19 protein-coding genes are annotated in these 23,673 nt (G+C 43.0%); 7 read left to right on the top strand and 12 right to left on the bottom strand.

Annotated features, from left to right (window positions below; translation table 11 throughout):
* The first annotated feature begins 108 nt into the window (after positions 1-108).
* The 6 genes from HGO97_RS00620 (at position 109) to HGO97_RS00600 (ending at position 7,652) form a co-directional block, all read left to right on the top strand.
* Entirely contained in the window at positions 109-1,431 is a 1,323-nt protein-coding gene (locus HGO97_RS00620) for an HlyC/CorC family transporter (protein WP_216238435.1), read from the top strand.
* Between the two features lie 348 nt (positions 1,432-1,779).
* A complete protein-coding gene (locus HGO97_RS00615) occupies positions 1,780-2,868 on the top strand; it encodes a hypothetical protein (RefSeq protein ID WP_216238433.1) in 1,089 nt (362 codons plus the stop codon).
* A 158-nt stretch (positions 2,869-3,026) separates the two neighbouring features.
* The gene (locus tag HGO97_RS23955; RefSeq protein WP_281419924.1) at positions 3,027-3,152 is read left to right on the top strand and encodes a hypothetical protein; all 126 of its coding nucleotides are present in this window, start codon (positions 3,027-3,029) and stop codon (positions 3,150-3,152) included.
* 18 nt (positions 3,153-3,170) lie between these two features.
* Positions 3,171-3,881, top strand: a complete 711-nt coding sequence (locus HGO97_RS00610; RefSeq protein WP_216238431.1) for a restriction endonuclease — start codon at positions 3,171-3,173, stop codon at positions 3,879-3,881.
* Positions 3,882-4,099: 218 nt separating this feature from the next.
* Positions 4,100-4,864, top strand: coding sequence for an N-acetylmuramoyl-L-alanine amidase (locus HGO97_RS00605; protein ID WP_216238429.1), 765 nt, complete (start codon positions 4,100-4,102; stop codon positions 4,862-4,864).
* A 205-nt stretch (positions 4,865-5,069) separates the two neighbouring features.
* Positions 5,070-7,652, top strand: a complete 2,583-nt coding sequence (locus HGO97_RS00600; protein ID WP_216238427.1) for a PEP/pyruvate-binding domain-containing protein — start codon at positions 5,070-5,072, stop codon at positions 7,650-7,652.
* 125 nt (positions 7,653-7,777) lie between these two features.
* On the opposite strand, the gene glmM is transcribed toward HGO97_RS00600, so the two are convergent.
* Both glmM and HGO97_RS00590 read right to left on the bottom strand, forming a co-directional pair.
* On the bottom strand, positions 7,778-9,127 hold the full coding sequence (glmM, locus tag HGO97_RS00595) for a phosphoglucosamine mutase (protein ID WP_216238425.1): 1,350 nt from the start codon (positions 9,125-9,127) through the stop codon (positions 7,778-7,780).
* A gap of 180 nt (positions 9,128-9,307) precedes the next feature.
* Positions 9,308-10,702 carry an NAD(P)/FAD-dependent oxidoreductase gene (locus tag HGO97_RS00590; protein WP_216238423.1) on the bottom strand — a complete coding sequence of 465 codons (1,395 nt, stop codon included), beginning with the start codon at positions 10,700-10,702 and terminating at the stop codon, positions 9,308-9,310.
* A 310-nt stretch (positions 10,703-11,012) separates the two neighbouring features.
* Here HGO97_RS00590 and HGO97_RS00585 point away from each other — a divergent pair, with 310 nt between their 5' ends.
* The gene (locus tag HGO97_RS00585; RefSeq protein ID WP_216238422.1) at positions 11,013-11,810 is read left to right on the top strand and encodes an HAD family hydrolase; all 798 of its coding nucleotides are present in this window, start codon (positions 11,013-11,015) and stop codon (positions 11,808-11,810) included.
* 50 nt (positions 11,811-11,860) lie between these two features.
* Here HGO97_RS00585 and HGO97_RS00580 read toward each other — a convergent pair whose 3' ends face one another.
* From HGO97_RS00580 to rpsL, 10 genes are all read right to left on the bottom strand, one after another.
* Complete coding sequence (locus HGO97_RS00580; RefSeq protein WP_216238419.1) at positions 11,861-12,622, bottom strand: DeoR/GlpR family DNA-binding transcription regulator; 762 nt, start codon at positions 12,620-12,622, stop codon at positions 11,861-11,863.
* Between the two features lie 197 nt (positions 12,623-12,819).
* A complete protein-coding gene (mtnA, locus tag HGO97_RS00575; RefSeq protein ID WP_216238417.1) occupies positions 12,820-13,893 on the bottom strand; it encodes an S-methyl-5-thioribose-1-phosphate isomerase in 1,074 nt (357 codons plus the stop codon).
* A 68-nt stretch (positions 13,894-13,961) separates the two neighbouring features.
* Entirely contained in the window at positions 13,962-14,411 is a 450-nt protein-coding gene (gene rpiB / locus HGO97_RS00570; RefSeq protein ID WP_216238415.1) for a ribose 5-phosphate isomerase B, read from the bottom strand.
* 262 nt (positions 14,412-14,673) lie between these two features.
* Positions 14,674-15,849 (bottom strand): iron-containing alcohol dehydrogenase, encoded by a 1,176-nt coding sequence (locus tag HGO97_RS00565; protein ID WP_216238413.1) that lies wholly within the window; start codon positions 15,847-15,849, stop codon positions 14,674-14,676.
* 175 nt (positions 15,850-16,024) lie between these two features.
* On the bottom strand, positions 16,025-16,492 hold the full coding sequence (locus HGO97_RS00560) for a helix-turn-helix domain-containing protein (protein WP_216238412.1): 468 nt from the start codon (positions 16,490-16,492) through the stop codon (positions 16,025-16,027).
* Between the two features lie 334 nt (positions 16,493-16,826).
* The gene (locus HGO97_RS00555; RefSeq protein ID WP_216238411.1) at positions 16,827-18,692 is read right to left on the bottom strand and encodes a putative bifunctional diguanylate cyclase/phosphodiesterase; all 1,866 of its coding nucleotides are present in this window, start codon (positions 18,690-18,692) and stop codon (positions 16,827-16,829) included.
* Between the two features lie 263 nt (positions 18,693-18,955).
* Complete coding sequence (gene tuf, locus HGO97_RS00550) at positions 18,956-20,149, bottom strand: elongation factor Tu (protein WP_216238408.1); 1,194 nt, start codon at positions 20,147-20,149, stop codon at positions 18,956-18,958.
* A 130-nt stretch (positions 20,150-20,279) separates the two neighbouring features.
* On the bottom strand, positions 20,280-22,397 hold the full coding sequence (gene fusA, locus HGO97_RS00545) for an elongation factor G (RefSeq protein ID WP_216238406.1): 2,118 nt from the start codon (positions 22,395-22,397) through the stop codon (positions 20,280-20,282).
* Between the two features lie 18 nt (positions 22,398-22,415).
* Entirely contained in the window at positions 22,416-22,886 is a 471-nt protein-coding gene (rpsG, locus tag HGO97_RS00540) for a 30S ribosomal protein S7 (protein WP_216238397.1), read from the bottom strand.
* 243 nt (positions 22,887-23,129) lie between these two features.
* Positions 23,130-23,552, bottom strand: coding sequence for a 30S ribosomal protein S12 (rpsL, locus tag HGO97_RS00535; protein ID WP_109732657.1), 423 nt, complete (start codon positions 23,550-23,552; stop codon positions 23,130-23,132).
* Positions 23,553-23,673 lie beyond the last annotated feature (121 nt).

The raw sequence follows: 23,673 nt of genomic DNA, 5'->3' as shown, positions 1-23,673 counted from the left end.
CGAAAATGCCCAGTATACTTGCAAAATTCGGACAAATGATGTATATTAATTTCGTGTACATGCTTTTGGCAACAGAGCAATTCAAGAAATAAAGGAGTGAACAGATAATTGGACTCGAGTGATGCCATACAACTTGTTATATTAATCGTATTATTATTACTGTCTGCATTTTTTTCATCTGCGGAGACAGCACTGACTACGGTCAGCAAGATCCGCATGCGTTCCCTTGCAGAGGACGGCAACAAACGCGCAAAGGCTGTGTTGGACGTGACAGAAAGACATTCACGCAAGATGCTGAGCGCTATTTTGATCGGCAACAATATCGTCAATATTTCCGCTTCATCACTGGCCGCAACACTGGCATACAGCTTCGGCGGATATATGGTCAGTATCGCAACTGCACTTTTAACAGTTGCAATCCTTGTATTTGGTGAGATTACCCCGAAGAGCATTGCGACTCTGAATTCAGATAAGCTTTCTCTTTCTTATATACGCGTGATACGGCCGTTTATGACAATCATGACACCATTTATTTTTATCATCAATGTATTTTCCCGCGCAATCTTGTTTTTATTCAGGATTGACCCGAATGCAAAGAACGATACCATGACAGAGGACGAGCTTCGTACGATCGTGGATGTCAGCCATGAGGACGGAATCATCGAATCTGAAGAGAAAGAGATGATCTACAATGTGTTCGACTTAGGCGATGCCCGTGCCAAGGACGTGATGGTCCCCCGCGTGCATGTAACGTTTGCCGATGTGAACAGTACCTATAAAGAACTGATTGATATTTTCAAAGAAGATAAGTTCACACGTCTCCCTGTTTATGAAGATACAACGGATAACGTGATCGGTACGATCAACATGAAGGACCTGCTTTTGTTCGATAATAAAGAGCATTTCAGCGTACGCGATATCCTTCGTGAAGCTTATTTTACCTATGAATACAAAAACATTTCAGAACTGCTTGTCGAGATGAGGGACGCATCATTCAATATTGCTATCGTTCTCGATGAATACGGTGAAACTGCCGGACTGATTACCCTGGAGGATATCCTGGAAGAGATTGTCGGTGAGATTCATGACGAATACGATGAGAATGAGGAAGAATTCATCAAGCAGATCAATGAATATGAATATATTATTGAGGGCTCTATGAGCCTGGATGATGTGAATGACCGACTGGATGTAGAACTGGAATCCGAGGACTACGATTCACTCGGTGGATTCATCATCGAACATCTGGATCGTCTGCCGGAAGTCAGCGATGAGGTGACAGAAGAAAATGGAATTCGCCTCGTAGTGGAGAAGCTGGATAAGAACCGTGTAGAAAGCGTTCATGTCTATCTGCCGGAAAAGAAAGACTCCACTGATGAGGAAGATGCCGAATCAGATGAAGATCAGGCAGAGGACTCGAAAGAAGCATAAAATAAAAAGCTCCTTGATTGTAAATCTCAGACAATCAGGGAGTTTTTTTGTGATTCATTCACTTTCTTTCACATTCCCATATATCATAAAGTAGAACAATGTGAAAGGAATGAAACTTATGCCCTATTCTATCATGTTAGATGCCGGACACGGTGGAACAAAGTTGCGCAAATAAGGCTATAGACAATGTTATTATAAAGAAAGGAAACTACTGTACCGCCTAAATCATGGTGTATTCTAAATCATATTAGAAAGATATAAAAACAAAGAAATACTAATAGATTTTTAGAATTAAATAACGTATAATTAAAGTAAAGAAGTATGTTTAGAAAAAATTGGGGGAGACACATGCTAGAAAATAATTATTTAGAATATCTCGAAAAAACAATAGAAAAGTATCCTGATAAAGTCAAACGTTACCTAGTAAAGCAATTTATTCAAAATGGTATTGCTACTAAGGTAGTTGCGGATTCTAAACAACTTTGTTTAGAGGGAATGGAAACGATTGACATCTCAGAAAAAGCCTTAACTGAACAATTACTAACTTGTATACACCAAAGTAAACGAGCTTGCTACTTTCTAGAAAAGTGGGAATTTGTAAAAGATTATAAATATTCTGTAATCTTTACTTGTGATAATTTCAAAGAAGTTTTAGAAAAAGTGAAAAGTATTCCTCCTTTAACAAACTGTTATGAAAACGAATATCTTTATACGTCTTTTGTTAAACCAATTGCTTATAATTCTGAAGGATATAGCTTTTTAAAATTCAATCTAGCGTTTGCGGCAGTTCATCCTCTAACACAGGAGGAATTTTTAACAAAATACCCTTTTTTGGTAGTTTTTCATGAAAAAGGTGAGCTTATTGAATTTCGATTCGATGTTTTAAAAAGGGTATTTTTATCAGACAGAAAAGAACAAACTATTTATGCGGACTTAATTGCAGAAATGGTAGAATATTTCAAAGAACATTATGATTGTGAATTAAATCCTTTGGATTTAGATTTCATGGTTAATGTTTGCAAACGAGACAGTGATGTAAAATTAATTGCCCAGTACATGAAACTACCAAATGGTGGAAATGCACAATTAGAAGTCGGTAATAATCAAGAATATGTATTGCCATTTCTTGGAGAATTAAGATCTTTATTAAGTGATAATCAAGTAGAGTTAGAAAAGGTTCCTGATTTTAGGGAGGCTTTGGAACAATTTATGTTTGAAATGGAAGAGATGTCAGACTACCCATGGATTGAATTATTGTGGGAGAATGAAATTAAAACTAGAAGTATTCGTGTGAAATTTGTTTTTAATTACATGAATAATACATATTGTTTAATCCAACATTATTATAGTAATGTGTTGATTGGAATGGAGCGGATGAATTATGTTATCAAATACATTGTCAGTCATAGAAGTGACGATACAAAGCCAATTGAATAGTAATGTAAATATCACCGCCCTGGTTAATTTTTTCAAAAATTATAAGGTAAATATGTGGATTTATCCGGGGGTGCTAAAGAGAAAATTTTCGTTATCTATACCAGAAATTTATGCTTTTTTATCAGCGTTAGAGGAGCAGGGCGTGTTACAAAGTTATTATGAATTATATTGTAGCAATTGCCAGAAATCTATGGGTACAGTCCAGTTGTTTAATGAGTTACCAGAGACTTTTGAATGTGAATTGTGTCATGGTGAACTTCCAGCATTGGAAAACTCTTTCTTAATTTATAAGGTGATACGTGATGATTAGTATATCTGATTTAGAAGTATCTAAAGCGTTAAATATATTAGAAAGTATATCTGATGAACTTCGGTATGAAAGAATTTGCCAGCTTGATGATTTGCAGAAAGCAACGTATGCTCGGCTACTTGATGATTTCAAAAAAATGCATAGTGTAAAAGCACAATCGGAAAATGCTTCTAAAAATCTGCATAATATGAAAGGGGAAGCATTAGAAAAATTAGTCTCGTATTTATTAACTATATCGGGTGGCATTTTTTACGTAGATAGGAACTTACGGACGTCGACAAATGAAATTGATCAGGTGGTTTCGCTGACACCGAAGGGAAAAATATTATTAGGGTATCATTTAATAAATCCTAAATTAAGAAGTTTTTTAGGTGAATGTAAGAACTATGATAAACCAGTAAGTGTTACATACATAGGAAAGTTTTGCAGCTTATTGCTTACTAATAATGTAAAGGTCGGAATCTTGTTCTCGTATCATGGAGTAAGTGGATCTGGTTGGAGTTATGGAGCAGGATTAATTAAAAAATTTTATCTTCATAAAGAAAAACTGGAAGATAAATATTGCATTATTGATTTCTCCATTAAGGATTTTGAATCAATTCTTAATGGAAAAAATATGATTCAAATTATTGAGGAACAGTTACAATCGTTGCAATTTGATACAGACTATTCGCAGTATCTTTCAAAACATCCTGCCGAATAAGATAAAATTAATATAGTTATTATTTTCAGACGTTCATAAATGAGCGTCTATTTTTTATAATGAAGTATTAAAACACAACACTTATAGTTTAAAAATAAGAATGGCTGGATTAAATATTCACAATTACATAAGAAAGTAAATATCCTATATCAATCAAGTCACTTTCTTTCACATTCCCACATATCATAAAGTAGAACAATGTGAAAGGAATGAAACTTATGCCCTATTCTATCATGTTAGATGCCGGACACGGCGGTCGCGATCCTGGTGCTGTCTTTAACGGACGACAGGAAAAAGACGACACGCTACGTCTTGTCCTGGCTATTGGGGAAATCCTTGCAAATAATGGTATCGATGTACAATATACACGAACGACCGATGTCTACGAGTCTCCTTATCAGAAAGCAATGAAAGCAAATAATGCTGGTGTCGATTTCTTTATCTCTATACACCGGAACTCTTTTCCTACTGATAACGTCGTATCGGGTGTGGAATCATTGGTATATGACCTCTCTGGAATCAAGCTCCAGATGGCGGAAAATATCAACGAACAACTGGAGGCTGTCGGCTTTGTCAATCTCGGCGTAAAAGCTCGTCCGAACCTGGTCGTATTGCGCCGGACCACAATGCCCGCCGTGCTTGTAGAGGTCGGTTTTATCAACTCCGATACGGATAACCTGCTGTTCGATAATAACTTTGATGATATCGCTCAGGCGATTGCTTCTGGGATCCTGGATACCCTGGAGATGGATAACATCATCGATCCTCCTGGATACCGCATACAGGTGGGGGCCTTCCGCAATCCTACTTATGCAAATCGACTGCTGAATGAATTGCTGGAGCAGGATTTCCCGGCTACAATCGTCGATCAGGACAGATTCTTCCGGGTGCAGGTCGGAAACTTTGATACATTAGATGATGCTGCCGCCATGGAACAGCGGTTGAAAAGAGCAGGGTATCCTACTGTTATTGTCAGCCGGTAGCGTTCCTTTATGTTTCTGTTTACTTAACACACCTCTTCATGAACACAAATGGCTCCCCAAAGGGTACGAACCAACTCCTTTGGAGAGCCTTTTATGAACTGTATTTTGATTTTTCCAATATTTGTGGTAAACTGTTAATAATCATGATTGTCCGTCTGAATATCTGTATTCTAATCTGCAGTGTATCAGGGAATGGAGGAACCAAATGGAGAGTATTGAATTTATAAGTACAGGAATAAAGGGTGCCGATGAGGTGATCGAGACACTTTATCCCGGTGATAACATCATATGGCAGGTAGATTCTTTTGAAGCTTATTCTTTTGTGGTGAAGCAATTTGTAAGGCAGGCTGCTGCAGACAAAAGACGTCTGGTCTACCTTCATTTTGGATGCCACGCACCTCTTGTGGATGAAGATGCCTTAAATACTGCGAATGCTGATTTTAAAGTCCACACGCTGGATGCCACAATGGGCTTCGAATCCTTCACGAGCCGTGTCTATCAGATTATCTCTGCCGAGGATAAGGAAACTTTTTTTGTATTCGACTGCCTGAGCGAGCTTCAGGAGTCTTGGTGTTCAGACTTGATGACCGGGAATTTTTTTCAAGTCACATGTCCTTATTTACAGGAGCGTGAAGATGTTACTTATTTTGCCCTGTATCGGAATGCACATACTCAGGATACCATCGCCAGAATCCGTGAGGTCACCCAGCTTTTATTGAACCTGTATTATATTGACAGCCAATACTATCTCCACCCGCTGAAGGTATGGCACAGATACTCTCCTGTCATGTTCCTGCCTCATCTGCTGACCCCGGATGGTTCAGAATGTATTACGGACAGCGGCAGCTCTGCGGATCTATTCTCCCGGCTGCAGATTCATACCAAGAAGCTGGATTACTGGGATGTCCGTTTTGAGGAAGCCAAGCCCTATCTGAACGCGCCCTTACAGGAACAGGCCTATGTTAAGGAAAACCTGCTGAACCTGCTGATTGGAAAGCGTTCCCGCATCGCTTCACTAAGTCGGGACTTTTTTACCCTGGAAGATCTGATCCAGATAGGAAGCCGTGAGATCGGTACCGGCTATATCGGTGGAAAATCCGTCGGAATGCTTCTTGCGCGCAAGATTTTGGAGACTAAGAATCCTGACTTTTATCAGGAACATATGGAGCGGCATGACTCCTACTATATCGGATCGGACGTTTTTTACACCTATATTGTACAGAATGGAGGATGGCGTCTGCGTATGCAGCAGAAGACCGGAGACGGATACTTTACAGCCGCCGAAGAGCTGCGGAAGATCCTCTTGACCGGACATTTTCCCACGACCATTAAGGAGCAGATTATGGTCATGCTGGAATATTATGGACAATCTCCTATTATCGTACGCTCCAGCTCCCTGCTGGAAGATAATTTTGGGAACGCGTTCGCTGGAAAATACGATAGCTTCTTCTGCCCGAACCAGGGAACTCCTGAAGAGCGCTATGATGCTTTTCTGGAGGCAGTACGCAAAGTCTATGCCAGCACCATGAGCCGTGAAGCGCTGGAATACCGTCTGAACCGCGGACTCGCAGACAAAGATGAACAGATGGCATTGCTTGTACAGAGAGTCTCCGGGGATTACCATGGCAAATATTTTTTCCCGCACTGTGCCGGTGTGGGGAACTCTTCGAACCTGTTCGTATGGGATAAGAACACCGACCCATCGAAAGGAATGCTACGTCTGGTATTCGGTATGGGAACCCGTGCCGTGGACAGGGTGAATTCTGACTATCCGCGCATTGTAGCGCTGGACAAGCCGGAACGCCCCCCGCTTCTTGCTTATGGAGATGAGCGGAAGTTCTCACAGCATTATGTGGATGTCATCAACCTAGAAGAAAATGAGTTCCAGACGATTCCAATCGAAGCTGTGAAGGAACTGCCCTTAAAGACGAACGTCCGGCTCTTTATGGAGCCTGATTTTGAGCTGGCAAGATATTTCCGTGAAACCGGGCACCGCAGCCGGAAGGTACCGGATATCGTCAGCTTTACCCGCCTGCTGCGCCACACAGACTTCCCAAAATCATTGGAAAATGTTCTGGCCGTCCTGTCGCATACTTATGATTATCCGGTAGACATCGAGTTTACCTGTAACTTTGATAAACAGGAACATTACCGCATCAGCCTCCTTCAATGCCGCCCATTGCAGACCAAGGGACTTGGCAGAAAGATTGAATTCCCGAAAGACGTAGATAAGAATGAGTGTTATTTTTCTTCCAAGGGGAATTTTATGGGTGGAAACGTCCGCCTGCCGGTACACTATTTCATCTTTGTGAAAATCAAGCCGTACCTCGCGCTGACCGAACCCCAGAAGTATGCCATTGCGAACCAGATTGGCACGCTCAACCACATTCTGAAAGGAAAGCACGCAGTTCTGGCCGGCCCCGGACGCTGGGGAACGACTACACCTGCCCTGGGTGTTCCCGTACGCTTCACCGATTTATGCAATATGAACGCCATCTGCGAGATATCCTATGAAAAGCTGGGACTGATGCCGGAGCTCTCCTACGGAAGCCATTTTTTCCAGGATATTGTGGAATCGAATATCTTTTATATCGCATTGTTCCAAAGCGAACGGGATGTCACTTTTAATGAAGAAAAGCTATTAGGGCAAAAAAATATTTTAGAAGAATTGCTTTCCGGCAGTACCGAAGAAGAGATTTACCCGGACGTCATACATGTAGCCGATGTCAGGGAAGAAAATATCGAGATTTATTCCGATATTGTCACCCAGCGGCTGATCTGTACTTAATTGGCAGACCTAAAAAAACATAAGACAAAAAAGGGATTACATCATGTCTGTAATAGACATCCATGTAATCCCTTTGATTTTTTCTGCTATATGCAGACAGAACTGCAACAGTCTTTCCTTAAATCCTATCCTTCAATGATCAGATTTTCCTTTGCCATCACTTCAACGACCTGATTCACATACTTCTTACAGATCTCGTCTGTGGAAGCCTCTACCATGACACGAATCACTGGCTCTGTTCCGCTTTCTCTGACAAGGATTCTTCCATCGCTTCCCAATGCGGCTGTCACATCCTCCACAGCCTTCTGTACAGCAGGATTCTCTCTTGCTGTCTTCTTATCTGTCACACGGACATTTTTCAAAAGCTGAGGATAGATCTTCACATCCTCACACAGCTTTGCAAGGCTCTGCTTCTTCTCCATGATGACTTCCATCAGCATCAGTGATGTAAGGATACCGTCACCAGTTCTTGCATGCTTGCTGAAAATGATATGTCCTGACTGCTCTCCGCCCAATACATAGCCGTTCTGCAGCATATTCTCATAGACATACTTGTCGCCGACTGCTGTCTGCTCATAATTCATACCAATCTTGTCGCACGCCTTGTAAAGACCAAGGTTTGACATCACTGTTGTAACAATTGTATTCCCTGCGAGACGTCCCTGTTCCATCAGGTATTTTCCGCAGACATAAAGAATCAAGTCTCCATCGACTACATTCCCATTATTATCAACTGCGATACATCTATCTGCATCTCCGTCAAATGCAAAGCCTACATCTAACTTCTTATCCATTACATACTGCTTGAGCACCTCGATATGTGTGGACCCACAGTTCGTGTTGATGTTGGTTCCATCCGGTTCATTGTTGATCACATAAGTCTTGGCGCCCAACGCATCAAAAACACTCTTTGCAATACTGAATGAGCTTCCGTTCGCACAGTCAAGACCAATCCTCATGTCTTTGAAGGAGCGGGTCGCAAGAGAGATCAGGTGCCCGATATACCGGTTCCTTCCTGCTGCATAATCGATTGTTCGTCCGATATCTTCCTTTGTTGCAAGTGGAAGCTCCTCGATCTCACCGTCGATATATGCTTCGATCTTCTCCTCTACTTCTGCCTCCATCTTATGTCCCTGTCCATTGATGACCTTAATACCATTATCATAGAATGGGTTATGGCTTGCAGAAATCATGATTCCACAGTCAAAATCTTCTGTACGTACAACGTAAGAAACACTTGGTGTGGTTGTTACGTGAAGCAGGTATGCGTCAGCACCTGATGCAGTCAATCCAGAAGCAAGCGCATATTCATACATATAACTGCTTCTCCTCGTATCCTTGCCGATCACGATCCTGGCCTTATGCTCGCGCCCAAAGTACCATCCCAGGTAACGTCCGACTTTAAAGGCATGTTCTACGGTCAGGACAACATTTGCTTCTCCTCTAAATCCATCTGTTCCAAAATATTTACCCATATGTCTTCATCCTCTTATCATCTAGTTTTCAGTTACAATGCTGCATAGGATACAACATTCATTAACATTATATTCTCATCAGGCTCAAGATACAACATTTTTTTTAGCGGACAGCGAATGCCTCATCCTGGCAGGGCATTCGCTTTACAGAGAAACAGAATTCATTTCAGTGCCTGTTCTTTATCTATTCTTTAAAATCGCCCGCGCTACACACAGCCCGTTGGCGGAAGCCTGCTGGAGACCTCGGGTCACAGAGGCACCGTCTCCCATCGCACGAAGTCCTTTGACATTGGTCTCAAATTCTTCGTTTACCAGAACTTTGTTGGAATAGAACTTCACCTCTACCCCATACAGCAGTGTCTCATCGCTTGCGATTCCCGGTGTTACCTTATCTAATGCCTGAATCATTTCATCAATGGCTACCATGATCCGGTGTGGGAAAACAAGCGACAAGTCTCCTGGTACCGCATCTTTGAGGGTCGGAGTAATATTATTACGAATCAAACGCTCCGCAGTCGTACGGCGTCCTCTACGGAAATCGCCATATCTCTGCAGAAGGATTTTCCCATCACACAACATGTTTCCAAGCTGCGCGATCTGTTTGCCGTATTCGATCGGAGATTTAAACGGTTCCGTAAAGTTCTTGGAGACAAGCAGCGCAAAGTTCGTGTTATTTGTCTTCATATCTTTAGATTTATACGCATGGCCGTTTACCACAGCTAAGCCGTTTTCATAATATTCCGTAGCGACCTCACCGGATGGATTGGTGCAGAACACACGGACTTTATCATCAAACGTCGGTGTATAGTATACTAATTTTGCCTCATAGAGCTTCTCATTCAGTTCCTTCATGATTTCATCACGGACTTCTACACGTACTCCGACATCTACGGTTCCATTTCTGGTCTCGATGTCATGTCCTTTACAAATATGAGAGAACCATTCAGAGCCTTCACGGCCTACTCCAGAGACAATCTCAGGGGCATAATATGTCTCATTCTTATCTGTCACAACGCCTTTTGCAACACCACCTTCTATCAGAATGTCTGTCACCATTGTCTTAAACAGGATTTCAACACCTGCATCCAGCAGATGGTGCTGCAGACGGGTATAGATCTTGTACCCCTCCTCTGTTCCAAGATGACGGATCGGGCACTCGATCAGCTTTAAATTGGCACGGATCGCCTTGGTACGGATGTCTGTGATTGCCTGCTGGTCTTCAATACCATATACCTTCTTATCAGCACCAAACTGCAGATAAATGCTGTCTGCCTCATTGATCAGTTCTGTTGCTCTGTCATATCCGAGAATCTCCGGCAGAGTACCTCCCACGTCCGGTGACAATGATAATTTACCATCGGAAAATGCACCGGCTCCTGCAAAACCTGTCGTGATGGAGCATGGCTGGCATCCCACACAAACCTTCGTCTTTCGTTTCGGACACTGGCGCTCTTCGATACAGCGGCCCTTCTCGATCATCAGAACCTGGATATCTGGATTCTGTCTTTTCAGCTCATAAGCGCAGAAAATACCGGACGGCCCGGCACCAATTATAATCACATCATACTTTTTCATCTTGTCCCTCAGCTTTCTTAAAATCCTGACCTATATAGCGAACCTCTTATTTTATTATGGAAATTGTGTAAGGTCAGTCCACTTTACAAAGGAGACTGGCCTCTACGCAATTTCCGCATAACTCCTACAATACCCATACTAGCACACATTTTTTCGCAGGACAAGGCTATACAATCCGTTGATTTTAGGGTAATATATAAGAAGTCCAACTTAAAACACAATCTTGTGTTTTTTATGAACATATCACTTAATCGTTTCCATCGGGACGTTTTTTATACCACCCGGGATACGTATAAATTCGGAGGTTTTTATGATTAAATTAGTAGCCAGTGATTTAGATGGCACGCTTTTACAGGGCGGTGCACAAGAGCTTACCCCTCGTGCCATTGAATTGATTCATCAATTAACACAAAAGGGAATCTATTTTGTTTCCGCAAGCGGCAGACAATATGATAATCAGTGCAGGGTTTTCGAAAAGATTAAGGATGAGATATCCTTTATTGCGGAAAATGGATCGATTTGTGTCCATCAGGGAGAGGTCATCTCCCGTGCCACGATCGATGATGAGCTCGCATCCAGAATCCTGGAGGAAATCAAGAAACAGAATCATTTCGAGGTCGTTGTCTCCAGAGAGGATACCTGCTTCATCGAGGATCATGACCCAGCTTTTGTGAATCATATCGTGAATGTAATGCAGAATACCACACAGATCGTTGATGACATCACCAAGGTCGAGGGTCCGATTTTAAAGATTGCGATCTGCAATATGACGGATGGACCACACATCATTGATAAATATCTGAAACATCTGCAGGATATGTTCGGAGATGAGATCAAAGTCGTAACATCCGGGAATCTCTGGATCGACTTTATCGCTCCAGGCGCCAACAAGGGGACCGCACTAAAGACCCTTTTGGAACTACTTCATGTAAGGCCAGAGGAATGTATGGCCTTCGGCGACCAGTATAATGATGTGGAAATGCTGCAGCTCGTAGGCACCAGCTATTCCATGTCCAACGCAGCACCAGGAATCGCTTACTATTCCACTTATGTGACTGATTCCGTGGAAGATGTGCTGGAAGACCTCATTCAAGAGATTGATGAATAAAAACTATCCCCGGTCAGCTCAAAATATTTCAAGCTGACCGGGGAATTATTTTATGCAATGACAAGCGGAATCTCCTCTTGTCTTGCCCGGCTTATATACTCTTCTTCTACTTCTCCGTCTGTTATGATCTGATCGATCTCATTCAACGGACAGATGACCGACAGATATCCACCGCCGAACTTTGTACTGTCTGCCAGCACGATCACCTGATCGGCTACCTTCATCACTGCCTGCTTGATCTGCGTCTGAGCAGAAGCTGTTGATGTGATACCTACATCAAAATTAATCCCATGTACTCCAATAAATGCCTTATCTACATGAAACCGTGAAATATCAGCTATAGCCTCATCCCCCATAGTGGATGCCAAATATCCGCCCACAGGGCCTCCCACCATATAAAGCTCTACATGGTCCAGACCTGCCAGTTCATTACCGACCAGCAGTGAATTCGTTACAACTGCAATTCTCTTCTCTGGATGCTGCTTAATGTACAACGCCAGGTAAAATCCAGTGGAAGTATCATCAATAATGATAGTATCCCGCTCTTCAATTGTGTCATATGCACACGCCGCAATGGCCTTTTTCTTATCAGCGTTCCTGTAAATACTTTCTGCTGAATACTTCTTCTGCGGGGTTTCTTCTATCTTTAAAGCACCGCCATGAGTACGAATCAGAAGTCCTGCGCGCTCCATACATTTGATGTCATTCCTAATTGTAACCTCTGAACACCCAAGCTCTGCACTCAATTCATTTACACGAACCTTCCCCTTTTCTTCCAGTTCCTGTAATATCTTTCTTCTGCGTTCCTCCATATCGTTCTCCCTATGCAATTTCAGAAAAGCACCCCGATCAACAACACCACATGTCAGGAAACCAAGAGTTCCCTATGCCCATATTTTAGCACATTTTGCCTCATATAAGGGATTTATTTTACCATATTTTTCCAATAATTTCAATTCATAAAAATACACAGTAAGGAATAAATCCAAAACTGTGTATTTTATGACTCTTATAAAATTGCCTTCTGGAAAATCTTTTGGAAGGATTCTTCATATGGTTCCTGTACCACTCCATATTCCGTCACGATACCTGTGATTAATTCATGGTCTGTCACATCAAAACACGGATTATAGACTTTTACCCCCTGAGGCGCCATCCGCTTCTCATACCACATCTCTGTGATCTCATCGCCTGATCGTTCCTCAATCGGAATCTCTGCACCACAGGACAGGGCCATATCGATCGTTGACGTGGGGGCGCAGACATAGACAGGAATCCCATAATAATGTGCCACTGCCGCAACCACAGAGGTGCCGATTTTATTGGCTGTATCTCCATTAGCCGCAACCCTGTCACACCCTACAAAAACAGCATCTATCAGCCCTTTTTTCATCACTGCGCCAACCATATTATCGCAGATCAGTGTCACGTCCATTCCTGCCGACTGTAGTTCAAATGCGGTCAGCCTTGCTCCCTGTAAAAGCGGTCTCGTCTCATCCACATAGATGTGGAAACCATACCCTTTTTCCTGTCCCAGATACATTGGAGCCGTTGCGGTCCCATATTTTACCGCTGCAAGCTTTCCTGCATTGCAATGTGTCAAAAGACCGGCCTGCGGCTGTACTAACGAAAGAGCATGCTCACCGATCCGGCGGCAGACTTCTATATCCTCCTCACGGATGCGCACGGCCTCCTGATGCAGAGCTTCCTTGACTTCCTCCACACTGCCCTCGCCATGCTTATAGGCAACCGCCTCCATGCGGTCCAGCGCCCAGAATAAATTGACAGCCGTAGGCCGTGAAGTCGCCAAATACTCCTTCGCCTTTTTAAATCGCTTCATGAACAGCCCCATATCCTCTGTCTGAATATCCTTCATAGCAAGGTACACTCCAATTGCCGCAGACACACCAATCGCGGGTGCGCCTCTGACCTTCAACAAATAGATTGCCTCCCAGATGTCCTCAATGTTTGTCAGTGACAACATCTCGATCCGATTCGGGAGCTGTGTCTGGTCAACGATGACCAATGCTCCATTTTCTTCATCCAATGTGACAGTATCACAATCAAGAATTGTCTTTCTCATCAATCAATTCTCCTGTTTTTCTTGAAATCAAAGTAGCTCTTCATAATCCACTCTGCTCATTTATGAAATTAAATCCCCTCTTTTTCCTCGATGGCGCCAATCAAGTCCACTCTTCTCTGGTGGCGTCCACCTTCGAACTCTGTATTCAGCCATGTCTCCACAATCATCTTTGCAAGCTCACCGCCGACAACTCTTGCCCCAAATGCAAGGATGTTGCAGTTATTATGTTGTCTTGCCATCTTCGCAGTGAAGGGCTCGCTGCAAACTGCCGCACGGATTCCCTTTACCTTGTTCGCAGCAAGTGAAATCCCAAGACCTGTTCCACAGATCAGAATTCCCTGGTCCACTTCCTTGTTCACAACTGCATGTGCAACGATTTCCCCATAAACCGGGTAATCACAGCTTTCCGGTGAATTTGTTCCATAGTCCACGACCTCATGGCCCTTTTCCTTTAAAAATTCAATAATTTCTGCCTTTAACTCCAATGCTGAGTGGTCATTTCCAATTCCGATTTTCATTTTATGTCTCCTCCATCCTGACTTTCTCTATCTTTACATGTAAATTATGATGCCATTATAAGCATGACACACGCTCTGTCCCCAATAGACCGAAGTATATTGGGGACGCATATATTTTCCTTCTTATTTTCCACCATCAGATTCTAAATGTCAAGGACAGCCTTCCGTTCCCACAGCACCTGTCCTTCTAAATATGATACTGCTGACATCCGAATCCGCTGTACTAACAAGGCATTTCCCAGATGTATAAAAGTTATTCACACTATAGTGCCAGACGATAAATATTTTCCACATCCTCCTGGTATAATTTCACAAAGTTACCAACAGAACCTCCCCGATTATCTCCATAGCAGCATTTTTGAGCCATCGCCGCAATATCCTCTTCCTTGGCACCCAGTTCTGCAAATGAGACTGGCATTCCAATAGACCGCAGGAAATTTTTGAATGCATCGATTCCTGCAAGAGCCGTATTCATTGGATTCTCAAAGTCCATCTGGCATCCCCAAAGTCTGACCGCAATCTGTGCGAACTTCATTGGATTATGCTCCACGGTATACCGCATCCACGCCGGAAAGATGACTGCAAGCCCGGCCCCATGTGCGCAGTCGTATACTGCACTCAATTCATGCTCTATATCATGACTGGACCAATCCTGGTCTCGCCCCACACCGCAGATATTATTATGAGCTGTCATGCCTGCCCACATAATATTCGCACGAGCCTCATAATCATTCGGATTCTCAATGACTCTCGGCACCTCTTTTACCATGGTCAGAAGAATCGCTTCACAGAATCTGTCTGTGATCTCGACCTCTTTTGTATTCGTAAAATACCGCTCAAATACGTGAGCCATGATATCTGTTGCACCGCATGCCGTCTGATAAGCCGGAAGCGTCTGTGTCAGCTCTGGATTCAAAATAGAGAATGCAGGGCGGATTCCTTCGCCAGTCGCACCTCTCTTGAACATGCCCTCTTCTTTTGTAATCACAGAGTCAGGAGACCCTTCGCTGCCTGCCGCTGCGATGGTCAGAATCGTTCCGACAGGAAGTGCACGCTCAATTAATTTTCCCTGATAAAAGTCCCAGAAATCCCCATCATAAATTGCCCCTGCCGCAATTGCTTTTGAGGAATCAATCGTACTTCCCCCGCCTACAGCCAGTACAAAATCAACGCCTTCATTCCGGCACAGCTCAATCCCCTCATAAACAAGGCCGCTGCGGGGATTCGGTTTTACTCCGCCCAGCTCTACATACTCCAGCCCCTCCTGCTCCAAAGATGTCTTTACTCTGTCAAGAAGTCCTGAGCGCTTCACACTGCCGCCGCCATAATGAATCAAAACCTTGCTGCCACCAAACCTCTTCACATAATGTCCCGCCTCATTTTCTTTCCCTTTTCCGAACACAAAATATGTTGGACTATAAAATGTAAAATCCTGCATCGTTCTTCCTTCTTTCTTTCAAAATACACATACGCTCTCGTGAACTGCCTAAAAGTATTCCTTTGCTTTATAGCAAGTGCACTTATACACATAAATTTTATCACACACAGAAGATATCCACAATCAAAAGCGACTTTGTCACATAAGTTTTCTATACTATATTCCTACAGCCATCTCATCTTTGAATATATTTTTTGAGCGCCCTCACGACAAGAAAAATCAGATATCCTATCCCCCAAAACACCCAAAGATCAACTACCCAAACAATTCCTGTTAGAGCGGCATGGCGGCTTACAGTCCAAATCATGATCAGAACCGTACATACTGACAGAATCAGCAGCCCAGGATGACGCATTCTTTTTCTTTCTTCCTGGCGCCCCTCATGAGCTTGAACAACGTTCTGATTCTCCTCAGTATTTTCTTTCTCCCTATCCTCTGGTTCCTCTATCTCCATTTTTAACAGATAGTCCAGGGACACATTAAAAATCCTGCCCAATTCAATTACATTTTCTGTATCCGGTACAGATTCATTTAACTCCCACTTGGAGACAGCCTGTCTTGAGACTCCAAGTCTGCCTGCCAATTCCTCCTGAGACATCTTCTGCTCTTTTCTGCATTTTTGAATCTTTTCACCGATTGTCATATCTATCCCCTCCCTCTTTTCTCTATCTTTACACCCACAATATAACATTTCGTGCCTGAATCTACTACCAAATCGAGTTTACACCTCCGCAACTGAGAGTTGCTGTCATGTTCTATACTCTCTCTGCCTTCTGATTTATCATTATTTTACCACTGGCAGGAACATACAACCATTCTATATTTCTTTCGTTTTCTTATAATAATATAAGAAGGCTGCCCCAAGATGTAAATTCCTCATATCAAAATATGATGTTTGCATCTTATGACAGCCTTACTATTATGTATCTATCATACTTTATTCGTTTCTTTTTCGTTCTCTAATGATGCTCTGTTACTTATTCTGCCTTCCCATCTACAAGGGGAAAGAGCAGCTTCTCATATTCTTCCTGGGGCATTGGCCTGTAAAATACATAGCCCTGCACCATATCACAGTCCACACTCTTAAGAAACTCTACCTGCTCCATCTCCTCAATTCCTTCTGCTACTGTAACTACATCGAATTGTTTTACTAAGTTGATGATTCCTTTTACCATGAGTCTGTCCTTTTCTTTTTCCACAATATTGGGGAAGAAGGCAGCATCAATCTTAAGGACATCGATATTCAGGTTCTGCACAGTACTTAAGGAGGAATATCCCTTGCCAAAATCGTCAATAGAGCATGAAAATCCCGCTTTATGCAGATCTTCTACAATCTTACATAAGACATCCCAGCTATCGAACAGGATCGTCTCTGTAAACTCAATCTCCAACAGATTCGGGGGAATCTGATAGCGGTCACGAATCTCTGTATAGATCTGAACAAAATTCGTATTATAAAATTGAAGTCTTGAGACATTCACCGATACTGGCAGTGGTTCATGCCTCTCATCCAGCAGATGTCTAAGCCATCTGCAGACTTCCTCAAACACATATCGATCCAGAAGAGGGATCGTATAATTCTTCTCAAAAACAGGAATAAAATCACCCGGGGATATAATCGTGCCATCCGCCTTTTTCCAACGTACAAGAGCCTCAGAGCAGGCAATCTTGTCAGTCTTTAAATCTACCTTTGGCTGGTAATATACCAGAAACTCCCGATTCTCCAGGGCTGACTCCATGCTGCTTTCTATAGACTTCTCCTGATACAGCTTTTTGCGGATGCTTTCGTTATAGAAGCGGTACTTATCATACCTGCCTGTCTTCACTGACTTCCTGGCGAAATTAGCCCGATCCATCAGTCCCTCGATCTTGAGTTCTTCCATCACATCGTCAATGCAGCAGACCCCGCAGCAGACAGAGAGGACATGCTTCTCATAGGAATTATGCATATACTCGGTAATCTTCTGATCGACTTCCTTCTGACGATCTAACACTTCCTTCTTAGTTTTGTAGTGGCGCATGATTACAAAATTGTCTGCATTCACACGTCCGAATACCTCATCCTCCTGCAAATCCTGCTCTATGATGGACGCATATTCCTTTAAGATGGTATCTCCCCATTCGTATCCAAATACATCATTAATATACTTGAAATCCGCAAAATCAGCATAGAATACTGCATACTTCTTATCTCCGCAGTTATCCAGAAGTCTCTGTGCGATCTCCCGGAATCGGCTCACCGTATATGCATTCGTCAGGATATCTCTTCCAGCCTTGTCCTCCAGGTTGCGATTCACAGATTCCAGATTCAGAATCTTCCTGATATTGGACCAAAAATAAAAAAGCCAGATCAAAATAATGCATCCTGTCAGCACGATCGTCATGAGTAAAAGGTTTCGAATACGGTGTGTTGAAAATGCCTCTGCTGCAAATACAGTATCATTGGCCAGGTCAAAGTAAGTCTCACTGCTCTCAAGCAGCGTCTTTTCAGTCGTGGGGTCTTCTCGATAACGGTAAATATCTTCCTTTAATATCTCCCACTCATCATCCAATTTCTTTAAGCAGGTCTGGTAGTCTTCTTCCTCCACCCGGAGCAGCTCGTACTTTCCGTCCCCGCTATTGAGGCCGTCCAGTATCTCATCCAGATATGTAATCAGATCATCTCTGGGTATGCCGTTCATCTCCAGCTTCACAAGACGCTGAGTAGCACCGCGGACAATTCCAACATAATTAATCAAACGTCCGTATGATTGAGTGCTATATACCGAGTGAAATACAAACCCAACCAAAAGTATCATTCCCAGGAAAAATCCAAGAAGAGCATACCGCCACTTTTTCTTCATCCCTGTTTCCTTAAGGCTTTCTGACATTCACAGCCGAATACGTCCGAAAGACCGCCCTTTCCTCAAATAGTATGCCTTTTTCTGAAAATATTATATCATATTATACTAGTAAATACTACTAAAAGCGTGGATATTAAATAGGTCAAGTCGCATTAAAATCACGTACTTTTTTGTAGCTCCTGAAAAACACAAAATACCGCAATCCTTGAATATATCAAGGATTGCGGTATTTTTATAGTTAGGATTATATTGTAAGTCAACGACTACTCGATGATCTTAGCAACCTTTCCTGATCCAACTGTACGTCCACCTTCACGGATAGCGAATCCAAGACCCTCTTCCATAGCTACTGGGTGAATCAGTTCGATTGTCATCTCTACGTTATCTCCAGGCATGCACATCTCAACGCCTTCTGGCAGCTCGCAAACACCTGTTACGTCTGTTGTTCTGAAGTAGAACTGTGGTCTGTAGTTGTTGAAGAATGGTGTATGACGTCCACCTTCATCTTTTGTCAGAACGTAAACCTGAGCTGTAAATTTCTTGTGGCATTTTACTGTACCTGGTTTGATCAGAACCTGTCCTCTTTCGATTTCAGTTCTCTGAACACCACGAAGCAGAGCACCGATGTTGTCACCAGCCTGAGCCTCGTCAAGCAGTTTACGGAACATCTCGATACCAGTTACAACTGTCTTCTTAACGTCTTCGTGGATACCGATGATCTCAACTTCGTCAGAAACGTGAAGTGTACCACGCTCTACTCTACCTGTAGCAACTGTACCACGCCCTGTGATTGAGAATACGTCCTCTACTGGCATCAGGAACGGCTTATCTGTGTCACGCTGTGGGTCTGGGATCCAAGCATCTACAGCATCCATCAGTTCCATGATCTTGTCTCCCCACTCTGAAGAAGGATCTTCCAGAGCTTTCAGAGCTGATCCCTGGATAACCGGAGTATCATCTCCCGGGAATTCGTACTCGTTCAGGAGTTCACGAATTTCCATCTCTACTAATTCAAGAAGTTCTTCATCGTCTACCATGTCACATTTGTTCATGAATACTACGATGTAAGGTACACCTACCTGACGGGACAGAAGGATATGCTCTTTTGTCTGAGCCATAACACCGTCAGTTGCAGCTACAACAAGGATAGCTCCGTCCATCTGAGCAGCACCTGTGATCATGTTCTTTACATAGTCAGCATGTCCTGGGCAGTCAACGTGTGCATAGTGACGTTTGTCTGTCTCATACTCAACGTGAGCTGTAGAGATTGTGATACCACGCTCTCTTTCTTCTGGAGCTTTATCAATGTTTTCGAAATCAACTGCTGCGTTTCCAGCAACTCTTTCAGAAAGAGTCTTTGTAATAGCAGCTGTTAATGTTGTTTTACCATGGTCAACGTGTCCAATGGTACCAATATTAGCATGTGGTTTTGTTCTTTCAAATTTAGCTTTTGCCATTTTGAATAATCCTCCTTAATATATAGCCTGATAGCAGGCATTTTATTGGTTTACGCTTTTACTCGGCTATCTCTGATTATATTTCATAATCAGCGGATTTTCAAGCCCTTTTATGAGATTTAAGCATTATTTAATCATTTTTGCTTGATAATACTTTTTCCTGTACAGACTTCGGTACTGGCTCGTAGCTCTCGAAGAACATAGAGTAGTTACCACGTCCCTGTGTCTTGGAACGTAAGTCTGTGGAGTAACCAAACATCTCTGACAACGGAACGTACGCACGTACAATCTTTCCGCCGCCTAAATCATCCATACCTTCGATACGTCCACGGCGGGAGTTAATGTCACCGATAACGTCTCCCATATATTCTTCTGGCATTGTTACTTCTACCTTCATGATAGGCTCAAGAAGCACTGGTGAAGACTTCTTCATAGCGTCCTTGAATGCCAGGGAACCAGCGATGTGGAATGCCATCTCACTGGAATCGACTTCATGGTATGATCCATCATAAACGACTGCATGAACACCAACAACCGGGAATCCGCCGAGGATACCGGACTTCATAGCCTCTTCGATACCTTCTCCTACAGCCGGGATATATTCCTTCGGAATTGCTCCTCCGACTACCTGAGACTCAAACTTGTATGTCTCTTCTGCATTGACATCCATTGGCTCAAATTTAACTTTACAGTGTCCGTACTGTCCACGTCCACCGGACTGCTTAGCATACTTGCTATCTACATCAACAGGCTTTGTGAAGGACTCTTTATAAGCAACCTGAGGTGCACCTACATTAGCCTCTACCTTGAACTCACGCAGAAGTCTGTCTACGATGATCTCCAGGTGGAGCTCACCCATACCTGCGATGATTGTCTGTCCTGTCTCTTTATCTGTGTGTGCACGGAATGTCGGGTCTTCCTCTGCAAGTTTTGCAAGGGATTCACCTAATTTACCCTGAGAAGCCTTTGTCTTAGGCTCGATAGCGAGCTCGATAACTGGCTCTGGGAATTCCATGGACTCCAGGATAACCGGATGCTGTTCGTCACAGATGGTATCACCTGTTGTAGTGAACTTAAATCCGATTGCTGCTGCGATATCTCCAGCATATACTTTATCCAGCTCTGCTCTCTTGTTGGCATGCATCTGAAGGATACGTCCAACACGTTCTTTTTTGCCTTTTGTTGCATTCAGCACATAAGAACCTGAGTTCATAGAACCTGAATATACACGGAAGTAAGCAAGCTTACCTACGAATGGGTCTGTCATGATCTTGAATGCCAGTGCTGAGAATGGCTCGTCGTCTGAAGAATGTCTTACAGTCGGGTTACCATCTTCATCAGTACCCTCGATCGGAGGGATATCTGTTGGAGCCGGCATATATTCGATGACTGCATCCAATAACTTCTGAACACCTTTGTTTCTATATGCTGTACCACAGCATACTGGAACTGCTGTACACTCACATGTTCCCTTTCTCAGGGCAGCTTTCAGTGCATCAACAGAAGGTTCTTCACCTTCCAGGTATTCCATCATCAGGTCATCATCTAATTCGCAGATCTTCTCGACTAATTCTGTACGATACAGCTCTGCATCATCTTTCATATCTTCCGGAATCTCTGTAACACTGATGTCCTCGCCCTTTTCATCATTATAGATGTAAGCCTGCATCTCCATCAGGTCGATGATTCCTTTGAATTCGTCTTCTTTGCCGATTGGCAGCTGAAGGCAAATTGCATTCTTACCAAGTCTTGTCTTGATCTGATCTACAGCATTGTAGAAATCAGCACCTAAAATGTCCATCTTGTTGATGAACGCCATTCTTGGTACGTTGTATGTGTCTGCCTGACGCCATACGTTTTCTGACTGTGGCTCAACTCCACCCTTAGCACAGAATACACCTACGGCACCATCCAGTACACGAAGTGAACGTTCAACCTCTACAGTAAAGTCAACGTGTCCCGGTGTATCGATGATGTTGATACGATGCTCCAGAGCACCCGGCTTCGGCTGAGTCTTCTCTTCCAAAGTCCAGTGACATGTTGTAGCGGCTGAAGTGATTGTGATACCTCTTTCCTGCTCCTGTTCCATCCAGTCCATGGTAGCAGTACCTTCATGAGTATCTCCAATCTTATAGTTAACACCAGTATAATACAGGATACGCTCTGTCAATGTTGTCTTACCAGCATCGATATGAGCCATGATACCAATATTTCTGGTTCTATCTAATGGATATTCTCTTCCAGCCAAGATTTTTTCCTCCTAATATTAGAAACGATAGTGAGCAAATGCTTTGTTTGCTTCTGCCATCTTGTGCATATCTTCTTTCTTCTTCACTGATGCACCAGTGTTGTTAGCTGCATCCAGGATTTCATTAGCCAGTCTTTCTTCCATTGTCTTTTCGCCTCTCTTGCGAGAATACAATGTCAGCCAACGAAGTGCAAGAGCCTGTCTTCTATCTGCTCTTACCTCGATCGGTACCTGATAAGTTGCTCCACCGATACGTCTTGCCTTAACCTCAAGTACAGGCATGATGTTGTTCATTGCTTCTTCGAACACTTCGATAGCCGGCTTATCAGCCTTTGCTTCAACTCTCTCAAATGCTCCGTATACAATCTTCTGTGCTACACCTTTCTTACCATCTAACATGATGTTATTGATAAGTTTGGTAACAACTTTATTGTTGTATATTGGATCCGCTAATACATCTCTTTTTTGAGTATGTCCTTTACGTGGCACGGTCCTTCCCTCCTTAATCATTATTTCCGGTCCTAGCCGGGATTAATTCATCGGTACTCACATGTGTCTTTCTATGGAAATCGCGCTTCATGTGCTCGTGGCAGCGGGACTTTAAATATCTTAAATCCGCAACCTGTACTTAGTGAACAGCCTGAATCAGGCATGTTCAATAAGGTACGATAATCATAGTTCTGTTTGTGATACGATTTAACTGTTTAGTTACAAATTGCTAAGTTCTGAGACCTATTTCTTAGCGTCTTTTGGTCTCTTAGCGCCGTATTTAGAACGAGCCTGTCTTCTCTTAGCAACACCTGCTGTATCAAGTGTACCACGAACGATGTGGTATCTTGTACCTGGCAGGTCCTTAACTCTTCCTCCACGGATCAGAACAACGCTATGCTCCTGAAGGTTGTGTCCTTCTCCTGGGATGTAGCTTGTTACTTCGATTCCGTTAGACAAACGAACTCTGGCGATCTTTCTCAGAGCTGAGTTAGGCTTCTTCGGTGTAGCTGTCTTAACTGCTGTACATACACCTCTCTTCTGTGGTGCAGATACATTCGTAGCACGCTTCTGCAGAGAGTTGTATCCTTTCTGAAGTGCCGGTGCTGTAGATTTCTTTTCAGAAGTCTGACGTCCTTTTCTAACTAACTGGTTAAATGTTGGCATTCTTTTTCACCTCCTATGATTCTTCGTTACCTTCCACTTATGTGGTAAGGGGTTGCAGATAATCGTAATTATCTTGATTTGCGCACCAAAAACAATCTGCCTTTGTGCACGCTAAATTAGT

Origin of the sequence: Faecalicatena faecalis (assembly GCF_012524165.2) — a bacterium.
Lineage (GTDB): Bacteria > Bacillota > Clostridia > Lachnospirales > Lachnospiraceae > Faecalicatena_A > Faecalicatena_A faecalis.
Note: the sequence above shows the minus strand (reverse complement) of the source record. Positions and strands in the feature narration are given on the sequence as shown.